15 protein-coding genes are annotated in these 15,600 nt (G+C 71.1%); 12 read left to right on the forward strand and 3 right to left on the reverse strand.

Going from position 1 to position 15,600, the window contains the following annotated elements; translation table 11 throughout:
* Positions 1–127: 127 nt before the first annotated feature.
* The 7 genes from ACF062_RS38040 (at position 128) to ACF062_RS38070 (ending at position 5,904) form a co-directional block, all read left to right on the forward strand.
* On the forward strand, positions 128–772 hold the full coding sequence (locus ACF062_RS38040) for an HAD family hydrolase (protein WP_392144656.1): 645 nt from the start codon (positions 128–130) through the stop codon (positions 770–772).
* Between the two features lie 63 nt (positions 773–835).
* Positions 836–2,011 (forward strand): acetoin utilization protein AcuC, encoded by a 1,176-nt coding sequence (locus ACF062_RS38045; protein WP_392144658.1) that lies wholly within the window; start codon positions 836–838, stop codon positions 2,009–2,011.
* An 87-nt stretch (positions 2,012–2,098) separates the two neighbouring features.
* Positions 2,099–2,914, forward strand: coding sequence for a phosphatase (locus ACF062_RS38050; protein ID WP_392144660.1), 816 nt, complete (start codon positions 2,099–2,101; stop codon positions 2,912–2,914).
* A 132-nt stretch (positions 2,915–3,046) separates the two neighbouring features.
* Positions 3,047–3,256, forward strand: a complete 210-nt coding sequence (locus ACF062_RS38055; RefSeq protein ID WP_157996488.1) for a helix-turn-helix domain-containing protein — start codon at positions 3,047–3,049, stop codon at positions 3,254–3,256.
* A gap of 158 nt (positions 3,257–3,414) precedes the next feature.
* Positions 3,415–3,513, forward strand: coding sequence for a 30S ribosomal protein bS22 (locus tag ACF062_RS38060; protein ID WP_003948845.1), 99 nt, complete (start codon positions 3,415–3,417; stop codon positions 3,511–3,513).
* Between the two features lie 235 nt (positions 3,514–3,748).
* Complete coding sequence (locus tag ACF062_RS38065) at positions 3,749–4,798, forward strand: NAD-dependent epimerase/dehydratase family protein (protein WP_392144661.1); 1,050 nt, start codon at positions 3,749–3,751, stop codon at positions 4,796–4,798.
* Between the two features lie 14 nt (positions 4,799–4,812).
* Entirely contained in the window at positions 4,813–5,904 is a 1,092-nt protein-coding gene (locus tag ACF062_RS38070; RefSeq protein WP_392144662.1) for a lysophospholipid acyltransferase family protein, read from the forward strand.
* A gap of 64 nt (positions 5,905–5,968) precedes the next feature.
* Here ACF062_RS38070 and ACF062_RS38075 read toward each other — a convergent pair whose 3' ends face one another.
* From ACF062_RS38075 to ACF062_RS38085, 3 genes are all read right to left on the reverse strand, one after another.
* Entirely contained in the window at positions 5,969–7,228 is a 1,260-nt protein-coding gene (locus tag ACF062_RS38075) for a DUF5667 domain-containing protein (protein ID WP_392144663.1), read from the reverse strand.
* Between the two features lie 312 nt (positions 7,229–7,540).
* Positions 7,541–8,335 (reverse strand): ECF subfamily RNA polymerase sigma factor, BldN family, encoded by a 795-nt coding sequence (locus ACF062_RS38080; protein WP_223776035.1) that lies wholly within the window; start codon positions 8,333–8,335, stop codon positions 7,541–7,543.
* Positions 8,336–8,691: 356 nt separating this feature from the next.
* Complete coding sequence (locus tag ACF062_RS38085; RefSeq protein ID WP_392144664.1) at positions 8,692–9,636, reverse strand: HAD family hydrolase; 945 nt, start codon at positions 9,634–9,636, stop codon at positions 8,692–8,694.
* A gap of 147 nt (positions 9,637–9,783) precedes the next feature.
* Here ACF062_RS38085 and ACF062_RS38090 point away from each other — a divergent pair, with 147 nt between their 5' ends.
* The 5 genes from ACF062_RS38090 (at position 9,784) to ACF062_RS38110 (ending at position 15,526) form a co-directional block, all read left to right on the forward strand.
* Entirely contained in the window at positions 9,784–10,062 is a 279-nt protein-coding gene (locus ACF062_RS38090) for a glutaredoxin family protein (RefSeq protein ID WP_205039274.1), read from the forward strand.
* Between the two features lie 307 nt (positions 10,063–10,369).
* Complete coding sequence (locus ACF062_RS38095; RefSeq protein WP_223776037.1) at positions 10,370–11,125, forward strand: redox-sensing transcriptional repressor Rex; 756 nt, start codon at positions 10,370–10,372, stop codon at positions 11,123–11,125.
* Positions 11,122–12,879 (forward strand): glutamyl-tRNA reductase, encoded by a 1,758-nt coding sequence (locus tag ACF062_RS38100; protein ID WP_392144665.1) that lies wholly within the window; start codon positions 11,122–11,124, stop codon positions 12,877–12,879. The genes ACF062_RS38095 and ACF062_RS38100 overlap by 4 nt, the downstream gene beginning before the upstream one ends.
* Positions 12,876–13,871 (forward strand): hydroxymethylbilane synthase, encoded by a 996-nt coding sequence (gene hemC / locus ACF062_RS38105; protein WP_392144666.1) that lies wholly within the window; start codon positions 12,876–12,878, stop codon positions 13,869–13,871. Before ACF062_RS38100 ends, hemC begins: the two co-directional genes overlap by 4 nt.
* Positions 13,868–15,526 carry a uroporphyrinogen-III synthase gene (locus ACF062_RS38110; RefSeq protein WP_392144667.1) on the forward strand — a complete coding sequence of 553 codons (1,659 nt, stop codon included), beginning with the start codon at positions 13,868–13,870 and terminating at the stop codon, positions 15,524–15,526. Before hemC ends, ACF062_RS38110 begins: the two co-directional genes overlap by 4 nt.
* The last annotated feature ends 74 nt before the right edge of the window (positions 15,527–15,600 follow it).

Below are 15,600 nucleotides of genomic sequence, written 5' to 3' on the forward strand. Positions count from 1 at the left end.
ACTGCAGGGGGGACCCTGTGGGAGAGTAGGACGCCGCCGAACTAATTTTGAACGGGAAACCCCCGCACCTTACGGTGCGGGGGTTTTCTGCGTTCCGGGGAAATGGGTGAGAGCTTAGGGTCGGGATATGCGATACGACCTGGTCATCTTCGACAACGACGGCGTGCTCGTGGACAGCGAGCCGATCTCCAATACGATCCTCGCCGCGTATCTGACCGAGCTCGGGCATCCCACCTCGTACGAGGACTCCTTGCGCGATTACATGGGGGGCGCCGTCCATCGCGTACACGATCTGGTGCTCGAGCGGAGTGGGCAGCGGCTTCCCGCGGACTTCGACGAGGTTTTTCACGGGCGGGTCTTTGCTGCCTTCGAGCGTGAGCTGAAGCCTGTGGAGGGAGCCGTCGAGGTGCTGGAGAAGCTTGCCGGCGATGGGGTCGCCTACTGTCTGGCCTCTTCCGGGAGCCATGAGCGGATTCGGGTCGGGCATCGCGCGGCGGGGCTCGACACGTGGTTCGACGAGAAGCGGATCTTCAGTTCGCAGGACGTGGGGCGGGGGAAGCCGGCGCCCGATCTTTTTCTGTACGCGGCCGAGCGGATGGGTGTGGCGCCCGAGAAGTGCGTGGTCGTGGAGGACAGCCCGCTCGGGGTGCGGGCCGCGGTGGCCGCGGGCATGGACGTCTATGGGTTCACCGCGATGACGCCCGCCGAGCGGCTGTCGGGCGCGACCGGACTCTTCGAGGACATACGGGAGTTGCCGCGTTTGCTGGCGTGACATCTGCCCCTCGGTCGTACGCCCGTTCCTTCGCCCCCGGAGTGGACCGATACGGTGACGGGCATGAGCGGCCGCGCACAGCTGATGTGGGACGAGGCAGTAACGGGCTATGACTTCGGCCCGGGGCACCCCATGGACCCGGTCAGGCTCGGGCTGACCCGAAGTCTCGTCGGTGCCTTCGGGCTCGACAAGGAGCTGGACGTGGTCGCGGCCAAGCGTGCCGGGGACTCGACGCTGCGGCTCGTGCACCGCGAGGACTATGTGGCGGCGGTCAAGGCGGCCTCCGCCGATCCGGCGTCCGCACGCGGGGAGTACGGCCTCGGCACCGAGGACGACCCGGCGTTCGCGGGGATGCACGAGGTGTCGGCGCTGATCGCCGGGCAGTCCGTGGGGGCCGCCGAGGCGGTGTGGCGCGGTGAGGCCCTGCACGCGGTGAACTTCTCGGGCGGGCTGCACCATGCCATGCCCGGCGGCGCCTCGGGGTTCTGCGTCTACAACGACCCGGCGCTGGCCATCGCGCGGCTCCTGGAGCTGGGCGCCGAGCGGGTCGCGTATGTGGATGTCGACGTGCACCACGGGGACGGCGTGCAGGCCGTGTTCTGGGAGGACCCGCGGGTTCTGACGATCTCGCTGCACGAGCATCCCCGGACGCTCTTCCCGCAGACCGGGTGGCCCGAGGAGACCGGCGCGGCGGGCGCGGCCGAGGGGTCCGCGGCGAACGTGGCGCTGCCGGCCGGGACCGGTGACGAGGGGTGGCTGCGGGCCTTCCACGCCGTGGTGCCCGAACTGCTCGCCCAGTTCCGGCCGCAGGTGCTCGTGACACAGCACGGCGCCGACACGCACTTCGAGGACCCCCTCGCGCACCTCGCCGTCTCGCTGGACGCACAGCGGGCGGTGCAGGTCGCCTGCCATGAGCTGGCCCATGAGTACGCCGAGGGGCGGTGGGTCGCCCTGGGGGGCGGGGGATACGCCGTGGTGGACGTCGTGCCGCGGTCCTGGACGCATCTGGTCGGCATCGCCGCGGGGGCGCCCGTGGAGCCGGCGGCGGCGATCCCGGAGGCCTGGCGGCAGGAAGTGTTCGCCCGTACGCGGCAGTTGGCGCCGGCGCGGATGACGGACGGGCGGTGGCCCGTGGGCTGGCAGGAGTGGGAGTCGGGGTACGACCCCGCGGACCGGCTCGACCAGGCGGTGCTCGCGGCTCGGCGGGCGGCGTTCCCGCTGCGGGGGCTGCTGCCCTGAGCGGGAGGATACGGGGCGTTACGCCAACTGTGCGGTGTTTTCCGGGTTTTCGGGGAGCACGCGGACGGTATGCGCCAACATCGCACCGTGTTGACCACCGGCGCCCTGCGTGCGCATCTGTTGGCGGCTCGGCTGGCCGGACCCGTGGCCACGGCCAGGGAAGACAGCCTGCGCAGTTATCGGCTCTTCGCGGCCCGGGATCCCCGGATACTGCTGGGGCTCGACCCCGAGTGGAGCTGGGGTCCGGCGGACCTCTTGCGGCTGATGGCCGACAAGTGCGGGGTGTCCGCCGACCCCCGGCACACCACGGGCACCGACGTCATCGATCCGGAGCGGACACTGAGGGCGCTCGACGCGTTCGCGGAGCGGCTCTCGGAGGCGGCTCGGCGGCGGCTTCCCGTACTCTTCGGGACCGGCCACCCGCACCGGCTGCTGGGGTTCTACGCCGCGTTGGCGGACGCCTTGTCGGCGGCCGGATGCACCGTCCTCACCCCCGCGCAGGGCAACAGTGTCGACATAACGACCCGGTTCGGCCTACGCACGTACAACCTTGACTACGTACAAGGAGTCGCGCTGGTGCGCGAACCCGGCGTGCGTCCCACCGGGAGTGAGACCGGCGCACACACCCATTCACCGCTCCCTGTTCGGGCCGTTCTGGGGGCCGCCGCGGAGGCCGGCGGGCCGCTTCCCGGGCTTGTCGTCGGAGACCACGGATGGGTCTGCGGAGCAGGTCAGCTGGGGTTTGAGGCGATCGGTCTGGCGGATACGGACGACCCCGCGCTGTTCGTCGGAGAGGCCGAGGGACAGGTGTCCGTCGTCGTTCCGCTTGATGACGCTGTGCGGTCTGATTACTACCGACCGCTTACTCGCTATGTACTCAATCGAGCGTGTCTGTCACAGTAGGCGGCCGATGGCTGCTCCTCTTCCCCACTCGCATCATCCGCCCCTAGTCTGGGGAGTGAGCGCGCAGCGACGAAGAGTCACCGGAAGGGGAAGCCGGTGCCCGTCATGTGCGGAAGGTTCAGGTGGGGTGTCATGGCTGATAACCAGAGGCCGCTGAACGAGGTTCAGTTCCTGACCGTGGCGGAAGTCGCCTCGGTGATGCGAGTGTCCAAGATGACCGTGTACCGCTTGGTGCACAGCGGTCATCTGCCCGCCATTCGGGTCGGAAGGTCCTTCCGGGTCCCCGAGCAGGCGGTTCACGAGTACCTCCGCGAGTCCTATGTGGGGGTCGAGGCAGGCTGAGCGAAGGGCTCGCGGGCCCCTCGTGGCAGGGTCGGCGCGGGATCCTTTGGCCCTCGATTACGTCCCTCACGCGGGTGCGGGTAGGCTAGGCCGACGTAGGTCGTGTGGGCCCAGTCTGCTGCCCCGCACCGAGTGAAGAGAAGTGAGCGAGGGTAGTCGTGGGCTCTGTTATCAAGAAGCGGCGTAAGCGGATGGCCAAGAAGAAGCACCGCAAGCTGCTGAAGCGCACTCGCGTTCAGCGTCGCAACAAGAAGTAGGCGATCGCTGCACAGCGCGTCCCGAAGCCCTCCCACCACCCGGTGGGAGGGCTTCGGCATGTTTGGGGCCTCTCTTCGCGGTACTTGAGAGGTGGGCGGTTGGTCCGTACGTACCCCTGTGTCCGTCGTCACTTCACGCAGCGCGCGGTCATCACAGCGCCACACCGACCCGCTAGCGTGGGCCAGGACACAGTCCACGGTGTGCGGCGACGTTGGGGAAAGGCAGGCGCTGATCTTGGGCAAGGTCGTGCTCGTGACCGGAGTGGCCCGGCAGCTGGGCGGACGGTTCGTCCGGCGGATCCAGCGCGACCCAGAGGTCGAACGGGTGATCGCCGTCGACGCGGTCCCGCCCGAGCACCATCTGGGGGGCGCCGACTTCGTCCGGGCCGACATCCGGCAGCCCGCGATCGCCAAGGTGCTCGCCGAGTACGACGTGGACACGGTCGTCCATATGGACGTCACGGCCACCGCGCTCGGCCGGGGCGGCCGGGGCTCGGTCAAGGAGACCAACGTCATCGGCACCATGCAGCTGCTCGGTGCCTGCCAGAAGTCGCCGACGGTGCGGCGGCTCGTGGTGAAGTCCAGTACGAGCGTGTACGGCTCCGCGCCCAAGGACCCGGCGGTCTTCACCGAGACGACGACGCCCAAGTCCCTGCCCAGCGGCGGCTTCGCCAAGGACACGGTCGAGGTCGAGGGCTATGTGCGCGGCTTCGCGCGGCGCCGCCCCGATGTCGCGGTGTGCGTGCTGCGCTTCGCGAACATCCTGGGGCCCGCCGCGGAGTCACCGCTCGCCGAGTACTTCTCGCTGCCGGTCCTGCCCACCGTCTTCGGCTACGACCCGCGCCTGCAGTTCGTCCACGAGGACGACGCGGTCGAGGTGCTGCGCCTGGGCGCGCACGAACCGCGGCGAGGCACGCTCAACAGCGGCACGTTCAACATCGCGGGCGACGGCCAGCTGCTGCTCTCGCAGTGCTCGCGGCGGCTCGGCAGGCCGACCGTGCCGGTGCTCCTGCCGGCCGTCACCTGGGTCGGCACGGCGCTGCGCACGCTCGGCGCGACGGACTTCTCGCCGGAGCAGATCCGCCTGCTCACGCATGGCAGGGTCGTGGCCACCCGGCAGATGCGCGAGACTCTGGGGTTCAGGCCGAAGTACACGACCGCGGAGACCTTCGCGGACTTCGTACGCAGCCGAGGTCCCGGACTGCTGCCGCCCGCTGCCCTCGCCGGGGCAGTCGACCGGATCGCCGCGCTGCCCTTCGTGGGCGGCAACCGATGCGCCAACTGAGGAGAGCGTCAACGATGGCGGACGCCAAGGTCATTCCGTTCGACGACGACCGTTCACGCGGTGGTACGCAGCGCACGCCGCGCCGCAGGCCCGCGCCGCGGCGCACGGGCGATGCCGGGTCCGTGACGGAGGTCAGGACCGTCCAGACGGCCGAGACCGTCAAGACGCTGCCGGGCCGGCAGGGCGGGCCGCCGGACGCCCGGCGGGAGGAAGAGCAGCAGCGGGAGTCCGCGCGGCCCCGGGAGCGGGCGGCGCGGCCGCGCGGCGGCGACTGGGACCGGCGCGTCGCGGGCGGCCTCGCCTTCCTGCGGCGACGGCTGACCGGTGAGTACGAGGTCGACGACTTCGGCTACGACGAGGAGCTCACCGACCAGGTCCTGATGTCGCTGCTCCGCCCGTTCTACGAGAAGTACTTCCGGGTCGAGGTGAAGGGCATCGAGAACATCCCCGCACAGGGCGGGGCGCTGATCGTCGCCAACCACTCCGGGACGCTGCCGCTGGACGGCCTGATGATGCAGGTCGCGGTGCACGACCACCACCCGCAGGGCCGGCATCTGCGGCTGCTCGCCGCCGACCTCGTCTTCATGCTGCCGGTCATCAACGAACTGGCCCGCAAGGCCGGGCACACGCTGGCGTGCGCGGAGGACGCGGAGCGGCTCCTGGAGCGGGGCGAGCTGGTCGGGGTGATGCCGGAGGGCTTCAAGGGCATCGGGAAGCCGTTCAGCGAGCGCTACAAGCTCCAGCGGTTCGGCCGCGGCGGCTTCGTCTCGACGGCGCTGCGCACGGGCTCCCCGATCGTGCCGTGCTCGATCGTCGGGGCGGAGGAGATCTACCCGATGATCGGCAACGCGAAGACGCTGGCGCGGGTGCTCGGGTTCCCGTACTTCCCGATCACGCCCACGTTCCCGTGGCTCGGGCCGCTGGGCGCGGTGCCGTTGCCGACGAAGTGGACGATCCAGTTCGGGGAGCCGATCGCGACGGACGGTCATCCGCCGGAGGCGGCGGAGGATCCGATGCTGATGTTCAACCTGACGGACCAGGTGCGCGAGCAGATCCAGCATTCGCTGTACAAGCTGCTTGTGCAGCGGCGCTCGGTGTTCTTCTGACGTCCTGCACGGTCGAGGGCGCCCTCCGTGTGGGAGGGCGCCCTCAACTGCGTACTGACGTGGATTACCTCGCGTCCTCCTCGTCGATGCCGAGCTCCGGGAGCAGGCCGGGCAGGATCGGGGGGAGGGTGACGTCCGGCTTGGCCGAGGGGCTGCCGCCCCTGCCGGGCTTGCCCTTGCCGTCCGACGGGGACGGCGTCGCCTTGTCGTCCGGCGGGTCGAGGAGGCCGCCCACGCTGCCACCGAGGACGTCGTCGCCCGTCTCGCGCGGCGAGGAGGGCTTCGGCTTGCTGTCGCCTCGGGTGTCGCCGTCGTGCCCGCCGCCGCTGCCCGAGGGGGCGGAGGGGTGCCCGTCCGTGCCCTGGGAGCCCGTGGGGTCCTGGGGGGCCCGGCCGGGCTTGCCGCCGTTCTCGGGGGCGCGGGGCAGCAGGGAGCGCAGCGGTTCGACCTCTTCGTCTATGGCGTCGAAGACGGAGTCCACCTGTTTGCCCACGTCGCCCAGCTGGACCGGCAGGCGGCCCTGGAGGTCGCTCCAGCTCTGGCGGTGCGACCGGGAGAACGCGGACAGCGCCTGGATGGGGCCGAGCGACCCGTCGCGCTCGTACGCCTCCAGGAGCAGGCGGTGGCCCTCGGTGGCGTCGTGCCGCATGCCGGAGAGGGCCCGCCTGACCTCGCCGACGGACTCGTGGTCCAGGGAGCCGGCGCGGTCGCGCTCCATGAGCCTGCGTGCTTCGCTCAGCCGGGTCGAGGCCTGGTCGAGGAAGAGCTGGCCCCGGTCGGCGTCGCCGTCGGCCAGGCCCAGCTTGAGGTCCTCCATGCCGCGTTTGAGGCCGTAGAGCGAATCGCCCGGCAGGGCGTCGGAGCTGGCGGCGGCGACTCCGCCGAAGGCACCCGCGGCGACGCCGACGGTGAGACCGCCTGCGGCGATGCCTTTGGACAGCCGGGAGCGGGGCCGCAGTTTGTGCAGCGGACCCGCGCGGTGGGCGCCCTTGCGGGAGCGCTGTTCGGGCACCGAGGCACTGCCGCCCTCAAGGAACATGGCTTCCATCGCGGCCACGAGCTGAGCGCGCTGGACGACCTTGACCTCGGGATCGAGGGCTGGTTTGGGCAGCGCGTCGAGACCGTCCGCCAGGGCCAGCATGCGGCCCTGCTCGGTCGGTACGGCGCGGGCCGCGGTGGTTTCGGGGGACTCCACGGACGCGGCCGCGGGCGCGGTGGACGCGGAGTCCTCGGACTGCTCGGCCGCCGGGTCCTGGTCGGAATGCTCCTCCAGGGCCTGGGCGAAGGCGTTCGCCCGCCGGTGGGCCGATACGTTCGCGATCACTGGCGGCACCTCCTCTCGTCAAGACGGTCGACTCCCCAGGGGGTCCTGAGGGTTGCATGGTCTGACCACGTCCACGCGATCGGGTGAGCGAGTGGGGTGTCCCCGGCTCATGGCGAGTCCGGGAAACGTCAGGTTGCGACCACAGGGAGCCTGCATCCCGCACAACGAGCGTCGCGGCACTTGGGTTACGGACGTCAGGATGATCGGACCGCGAAGAATCGCCGAAGGGCCGTGGCGGCCATCCGGCCGCCACGGTCGGTGAGTTGGCCGCTACGGAGAGGAAGTGCGGCGGTGTGTCGGTGAGTCAGTGGGTCAGCGCGCGTCGTCCGGGAGGAGGCGGGCGAGGGTGCGCACCGCGCGGTACTGGAGGGTCTTGATCGCGCCTTCGTTCTTGCCCATGACGCGCGCGGTCTCGGCGACGGAGAGGCCCTGGAGGAAGCGCAGGGTCACGCACTCCTGCTGCTGGGGGTTGAGGCGGCGGACGGCTTCGAGCAGTGCCGCGTTCGAGAGGGACTCCAGGACGGAGTCCTCGGGGCTGCGCTCGACCTCGTTGGCGTCGAGCATTTCGCCGGTGGTCACTTCGAGGCGGAACCGGCTCGATTTGAAGTGGTCGGCGACCAGATTGCGGGCGATCGTGACCAGCCAGGCGCCAAAGTCACGACCCTGCCAGGTGAAGGTGCCGATGCGGCGCAGGGCGCGCAGAAAGGTCTCACTGGTGAGGTCCTCGGCGGTCGCCTTGCCGCCGACGCGGTAGTAGATGTAGCGGTAGACCGTGTCGCTGTACTGGTCGTAGAGGCGGCCGAAGGCGTCGGACTCGCCGGCCTGGGCGCGTTCGACGAGGTCCATCATGCGGGCGCTGTCGCTGTCCGCGGCGGGACGGCGGGGGGTGGGCGTAGAGGTGGCGGCAGCGGCGCCGGAACGGGCCCGTCTGCCGACGGCCGCACCGCCGTCCGCCAGGGCATAGCAGGGCCCGGCGGGTGCGGGGACGGCGAAGGCGGGGACGGCGGGGACGGCGTACGCGGTGGGGACGAAGCCGCGCAAGCGGTCGATGACCGTTGCGCGCAGCGTAGCCAGGCCCGAGGCGTCAACCCCGACGTGTGGGTACACGGGACTCCCAGAGGCAGAGCTTCCATCACGTGCAGTACGGAACCTTTCACTCGTCGTAGCGACGTGTGGGGTCCGATATGCGTCTGAGGAGAATAACGCTTCGTACAGGCAGCGCTACACCCAGTTGCTCAAATCACCGATTACGTCGCTTCTGTTACTGAACGGAGTCGCATCAAGTACCAGAGAGTGAGCGGTTGTTGATCGGAACGGTTCACATTCCGTCGCGCCGCGGGGCGTGTTGTGGCCGACTTCAACCACCGGGACTGGCCGGGGGCCGGGCGGGGTAGGACCGGGGGAATGCGCGCTGACCGGCGGTCTTCGCCGGATCCGGCGGGGCGGCGGCGGTCAGCGGCGGGTCAGTGGCGGCGGCGGTGCAGGGCGATGGCCGCGGCCGTGCCGCCCGCGAGCGCGCCGACACCGGCGGCGGCGGGGATGCCGACCTTCGCGGCCTTGCGGCCCGTGCGGTAGTCGCGCAGCCGCCAGTCACGCTCGCGGGCGTGCTTGCGCAGCTTGGCGTCGGGGTTGATCGCGTACGGATGGCCGACGAGCGAGAGCATCGGGATGTCGTTGTGCGAGTCGCTGTACGCGGCGCAGCGGGACAGGTCCAGGCCCTCGCCGGCGGCCAGTGCGCGCACGGCCTCGGCCTTGGCGGGACCGTGCAGGGGCTCGCCGACGAGCTTGCCGGTGTAGACGCCGTCGACGGACTCGGCGACGGTGCCGAGGGCGCCGGTCAGGCCGAGGCGGCGGGCGATGACCGTGGCGATCTCCACCGGGGCCGCGGTGACCAGCCAGACCTTCTGGCCCGCGTCGAGGTGGGCCTGGGCGAGGGCGCGGGTGCCGGGCCAGATGCGCTCGGCCATGTACTCGTCGTAGATCTCCTCGCCGATGGTCATCAGCTCGGCGACGCGGTGGCCCTTGACGATGGACAGGGCGCTGTCGCGGGCGTCCTGCATGTGCTCGGGGTCCTCGACGCCGGCGAGCCGGAACCACGCCTGCTGCCAGGCGAACCGGAACAGTTCCTGGCGCTCGAAGAACTTCCGCTTGTAGAGGCCGCGGCCGAAGTGGAAGATCGCGGCGCCCTGCATCACGGTGTTGTCGAGGTCGAAGAACGCGGCGGCCCGCACGTCGCCGACGACCGGGAACTCCGGTTCGCCCGGCCCTTCGTCGGGCGCGGCCTGTCCGGCGAGCGCCTCCAGCTCCTGGGAGGTCTTGCGGGCGGCCTCGGCCGAGGCCTCGCCTGCCAACACGCTCCGCGCCGTGGCGGAGCGCCTACGGGGGGTGAGCCATCCGAGAGCGGCCATGCCGTGAGCATAGCTAGTTCGTTCGGAGGTTCCGGAGTCGGCGGGATGTCGGTGAGGTGAGGCCCGGTGAACTCTTCGGGACCGGCCCGCCGAAGGGGAGCGGCCCGGTACCTCCGCCGGGCGCGTCGGCGGGGCGAGAATGGGGGCATGAGCCCGATTTTTCGTCGTACGGAGAAGAAGAAGCCCGCGGATCGCACGGTCACCCTGATCGGGAAGCCGGGCTGTCATCTGTGTGATGACGCACAGCTGGTGATCGAGAAGGTCTGCGCGGAGGTGGGCGCCGCATGGGAGAAGAAGGACATCACGCAGGACGAGGAGTTGCACCGGGCCTACTGGGAGCAGATCCCGGTGGTCCTGGTGGACGGGGAGCAGCACACCTTCTGGCGCGTCGACGAGGAGCGGCTGCGCCGCGAGCTGGCCGGGTGACGGCCCGGAACCTACTGACCGGGTAGTCCAAACCGTCCGCGAAGTCGTCTACGCTTTGGGGCGGTTTTGGTCTCGGGGGCGATGATCGTGAGGAGAGTGTGCGGTTTTGCCCCCATCAGGTGATCAACGACGCTGCCCGCGCGCCGGTTCCGAAAATGTGCGCCGGGGGCGCGTGACCCCGGTCACGTTGGCCGGGCAAATCGGACACAATCTTTGTGCACGCGTTCACAAAGACATAGCCTGCATTCGACGGGGCGGTCTGGGGACGAGTGACCGCCTACAGCCCCGCTCTACCCGCAGGAGCACCGTGGCAACTGGCCGAACTCACCGACCGGCGACCCGCAGCCGAGGGATTCCCGAGGCCACCGTCGCCAGGCTTCCGCTGTACCTCCGAGCCCTCACCGCACTGTCGGAGCGCTCGGTGCCCACGGTCTCCTCCGAGGAGCTCGCGGCCGCCGCGGGAGTCAACTCCGCGAAGCTGCGCAAGGACTTCTCGTACCTCGGTTCGTACGGGACGCGAGGCGTCGGCTATGACGTCGAGTATCTCGTGTACCAGATCTCCCGTGAACTGGGGCTGACCCAGGACTGGCCGGTTGTCATCGTCGGCATCGGTAACCTCGGCGCCGCGCTGGCCAACTACGGCGGCTTCGCCTCGCGTGGTTTCCGGGTCGCGGCGCTCATCGACGCCGATCCGGCAATGGCCGGAAAGCCTGTCGCGGGGATGCCCGTGCAGCACACCGACGACCTCGAGCGGATCATCGAGGACAACGGCGTCTCCATCGGCGTCATCGCCACCCCGGCCGGCGCCGCCCAGCAGGTCTGTGAGCGGCTCGTGGCCGCCGGTGTGACCTCCATCCTGAACTTCGCGCCGACCGTGCTGTCCGTGCCGGACGGCGTCGACGTGCGCAAGGTCGATCTCTCCATCGAGCTCCAGATCCTCGCCTTCCACGAGCAGCGCAAGGCCGGCGAGGAGGCCGCCGCCGACGGCGTCGTGCCGCCGGTCGCCGCCAAGCAGCAGCGCAAGGGACCCGACGGGGACGTCCCCGCCGTGATGCCGGCATGAGTCTCCTGGTCGTAGGGCTGAGCCATCGCAGCGCTCCGGTGAGCGTCCTGGAGCGGGCCGCGCTGCCCGCGGACACGCAGGCCAAGCTGTTGCAGGACGCGTTGGCCGCCGAGCCCGCCGCCGAGGCGGCCGTGCTCGCCACGTGCAACCGCATCGAGCTGTACGCCGACGTCGACAAGTTCCACGCCGGTGTCGCCGAGCTGTCGACGCTGCTCGCGCAGCACAGCGGCGTGGGCCTGGAAGAGCTCACCCCTTATCTGTACGTGCACTACGAGGACCGCGCCGTCCACCACCTCTTCTCGGTGGCGTGCGGGCTCGACTCGATGGTGGTCGGCGAGGGGCAGATCCTCGGGCAGATCAAGGACGCCCTCGCGCGTGCGCAGGAGCTGCACACCGCGGGCCGTCTCCTCAACGACCTGTTCCAGCAGGCCCTCAGGGTCGGCAAGCGGGCGCACTCGGAGACCGGCATCGACCGGGCCGGGCAGTCGCTCGTCACCTTCGGCCTCGAACAGCTCGCCGCGCGCGGGCCGGTCGAGACCTGGGCCAAGGGCAAGCGCGCCCTGGTGATCGGCGCGGGCTCCATGTCCTCGCTCGCCGCGGCGACGCTCGCGCGGGCCGGGGTCGAGGAGGTCGTGGTCGCCAACCGCACCCTGGAGCGCGCCGAGCGGCTCGCCGCCATCCTGAGCGAGCAGGGCGGCACGGGCGTGAGCGCGCGCGCCGTACCGATGGATCAGGTGGCCCACGAACTGACACGTGCCGATGTGGCGGTGTCCTGCACCGGCGCGACCGGCCTGGTGCTGACGGCGGACGCCGTCGCCGCCGCCGTCGAGGGGCGCGTCCCCGCCGACAGCCGCCCCGGTGACGTACCGGCGCAGTCCAGGAGCGGATCCGCCGCGCAGGCCGCGCAGCCCACCGTCGCCGACGACGGCTGCCCCGTCGACCTCACCGCCGCCCCGCGCGGTTTCTCCGTCGCGGGCGAGGCCGCCGTCGCCGGGATAGACGCGGCCTCCCTGGAGCAGCACGCCGCCTGGGTGGACAACGCCCCGGCCGAGCGGCGCGACACCGCGGCGGACCCGCGGGCCGAGGCCGACGCCATCGCCGCGCTGGTCGCCGCCGCGAGCGTGACCGGGCGCCTGCCGGAGCGGCGCAAGCCCGTGTCCTTCGCCGGCGCGGCCCGCCCGGCCGTCCTCGCGCTGCTCGACCTGGCCATGCCGCGTGACATCGACGCCGCCGTGCACCGTATCCCCGGCGTACGGCTGGTCGACATCGAGTCGCTGGCCGAGGCCTCGGCCGACGCGCCCATGGCCGCCGATGTCGAGCAGGTGCGCGGCATAGTCTCCGACGAGGTCGCCGCCTTCGGTGCCGCGCAGCGGGCCGCGCACATCACGCCGACCGTGGTCGCCCTGCGCACCATGGCCGCCGATGTGGTGGCGAGCGAGATCGCGCGGCTCGACGGACGGCTGCCGGGCCTTGAGGACAAGCAACGCGCGGAGATCACCCAGACGGTGCGCCGCGTCGTGGACAAGCTGCTGCACGCGCCGACGGTCCGGGTCAAGCAACTGGCCGGCGAGCCGGGCGGCGCCGGGTACGCGGACGCGCTGCGCACGCTCTTCGACCTCGACCCGCAGAAGGTCGCGGCGGTCAGCCGCGCCGACCACTTGACCGACGCGAACGACGCGGCCGATGTGAACGGCGAGAACCGCGAGAACCACCAGAACCACGAGAATTACGACCCGAATAGAGGCCGGGCATGACCGAGAGGGCTCTGAGGCTCGGGACCAGGCGCAGCAAGCTGGCCATGGCCCAGTCGGGCCAAGTGGCTGAAGCGGTACGGCAGGTGACCGGCCGCCCCGTCGAGCTCGTGGAGATCACGACGTACGGCGACACCTCGCGCGAGCACCTGGCGCAGATCGGCGGCACCGGCGTCTTCGTCGCCGCCCTGCGCGATGCGCTGCTCCGTGACGAGGTGGACTTCGCCGTGCACTCGCTGAAGGATCTGCCGACGACGCAGCCCGACGAGCTGGTGCTCGCCGCGGTGCCGCGGCGCGAGGACCCCCGCGACGTGCTGATCGCGCGCGACGGGCTGACCTTCGCCGGGCTCCCCGACGGCGCGCGCGTCGGTACCGGTTCGCCGCGCCGCATGGCGCAGCTGAACGCCTACGCGCGCAGCCACGGAATGACCATCCAGACCGTGCCGATCCGCGGGAACATCGACACCCGCATCGGATACGTGCACAAGGGGGAGCTCGACGCCGTCGTGCTCGCCGCCGCCGGACTGAGCCGCATCGGCCGGACCGACGAGGTGACCGACTTCCTGTCGGTCGACACCGTTCTGCCCGCCCCCGGCCAGGGGGCACTGGCGATCGAGTGTGCCGCGCACAACGCGTCACTCGCCGCCGCGCTCGCCGAGCTCGACGACCCGTTCACCCGGGCCGCCGTGACCGCCGAGCGGTCCCTGCTCGCCGCCCTGGAAGCCGGTTGCAGCGCGCCTGTGGGCGCGCTGGCCGACCTTCCCCCACTCTCGGCTTCGCTCGAGCGGGGGGACCCCCATGCCGACGAACAGATTGTCAAGGAAATGCGCCTGCGCGGTGTCGTCGGTACGACCGACGGCTCGACGCTGGTGCAGCTGTCCACCACCGGTCCCGTGCCCGAGACGGAGACCCAAGCCATGGCGCTGGGCCGCGAACTCGCGGTCGAGATGCTCGCCAAGGGCGCGGCCGGTCTGATGGGGGAGCGAGCACTTTGAGCCCCACCTCGAACCTTCCCGGCACTCCCGCACACGGGCACGTCACCTTCCTCGGTGCCGGACCCGGAGATCCGGGACTGCTGACCCTGCGCGCCGTCGAGGCGCTGGCCCGAGCGGATGTGCTGATCGCCGAGCCGGATGTACTCGACGTCGTCCGTGTGCACGCCAGGGGAGGTGTGGACACACCTGGGCCGACGGGCGCTGACGAGGCGTCAACGACCGCGGACACGGCGACGTTCCGAGTCGCCACCAATCTTGTCATGGAGGCCGCGAGGGGTGGCAGGCGGGTCGTGCGCGCGGTCAGCGGCGACCCCGGCCTGGACACGCACGCGGCGGAGGAGATGCTCGCCTGCGCCGCCGAGGGGATCTCCTTCGAGGTCGTGCCGGGCGTCGCGGCCGCGGTCGGTGTGCCCGCGTACGCCGGTGTGCCGCTGCGCGACGCGCAGGGCGCGGACGTCCGCTTCATCGACGCCCGCACCGCCTCCGACCGCTGCTGGAGCGAGGTCGGCGCGTCCGACGGCACCGCGGTGGTCTCCACGTCGCTTGACTCCGTCGCGGCCACCGCGGGCGAGCTGGTGGCCGCGGGCCGCAAGCCGGACACCCCGATGACGGTGACGATCGGTGGTACGACGACGCGCCAGCGCACCTGGAACGCGACGCTCGGCACCATCGCGCAGGTCCTCAAGCAGGCGAAGGTGCTGCCCTCGCCCGACGGGGGCCGGTCCGTCATAGCCGTGGTCGGCGAGCGTTCCGCCGCTGCCCAGCGCGACCAGTTGTCGTGGTTCGAGTCGAAGCCCCTCTTCGGCTGGCGGGTGCTCGTACCGCGTACGAAGGAGCAGGCGGCCTCGCTCTCCGACCAGCTGCGGTCCTACGGCGCGGTGCCGCACGAGGTGCCGACCATCGCCGTCGAGCCGCCGCGCACGCCCCAGCAGATGGAGCGCGCGGTCAAGGGCCTGGTCACCGGGCGGTACGAGTGGATCGCCTTCACCTCCGTCAACGCCGTCAAGGCGGTGCGGGAGAAGTTCGAGGAGTACGGGCTCGACGCGCGTGCCTTCGCCGGGATCAAGGTCGCGGCCGTCGGTGAGCAGACCGCCGCCGCGCTGATCGCCTTCGGTGTGAAGCCGGACCTGGTGCCGAGCGGCGAGCAGTCGGCCGCGGGGCTCCTGGAGGACTGGCCGCCGTACGACCCGGTCTTCGACCCGATCGACCGGGTCTTCCTGCCGCGGGCCGACATCGCCACCGAGACGCTGGTCGCGGGCCTGATCGACCTGGGCTGGGAGGTCGACGACGTCACCGCCTACCGGACCGTGCGCGCCTCGCCGCCGCCGGCCGAGACGCGGGAGGCGATCAAGGGCGGCGGCTTCGACGCCGTGCTCTTCACGTCGTCCTCCACGGTGCGCAACCTCGTCGGCATCGCGGGCAAGCCGCACAACGTGACGGTGATCGCCTGCATCGGTCCCGCCACGGCGAAGACCGCGGAGGAGCACGGGCTGCGGGTGGACGTGATGGCCCCGGAGCCGTCGGTCCACCAGCTGGCTCAGGCGCTGGCGGACTTCGGTTCGCGGCGGCGGGCCGCGGCGCTGGACGCCGGGGACCCGGTGACACGCCCGAGCGAGCGCAGGCCCGGTTCGCGTCGGCGGCGCACCGCGCCGTAGGTTCTTGTGGGCGGGCCTCGCGGCCCGCCCACAATGACATCAGCAGCACGCAGCACGAATCCAGGTGACGTCAA

The sequence above is a fragment of the Streptomyces sp. NPDC015345 genome (assembly GCF_043078805.1).
GTDB lineage: Bacteria > Actinomycetota > Actinomycetes > Streptomycetales > Streptomycetaceae > Streptomyces.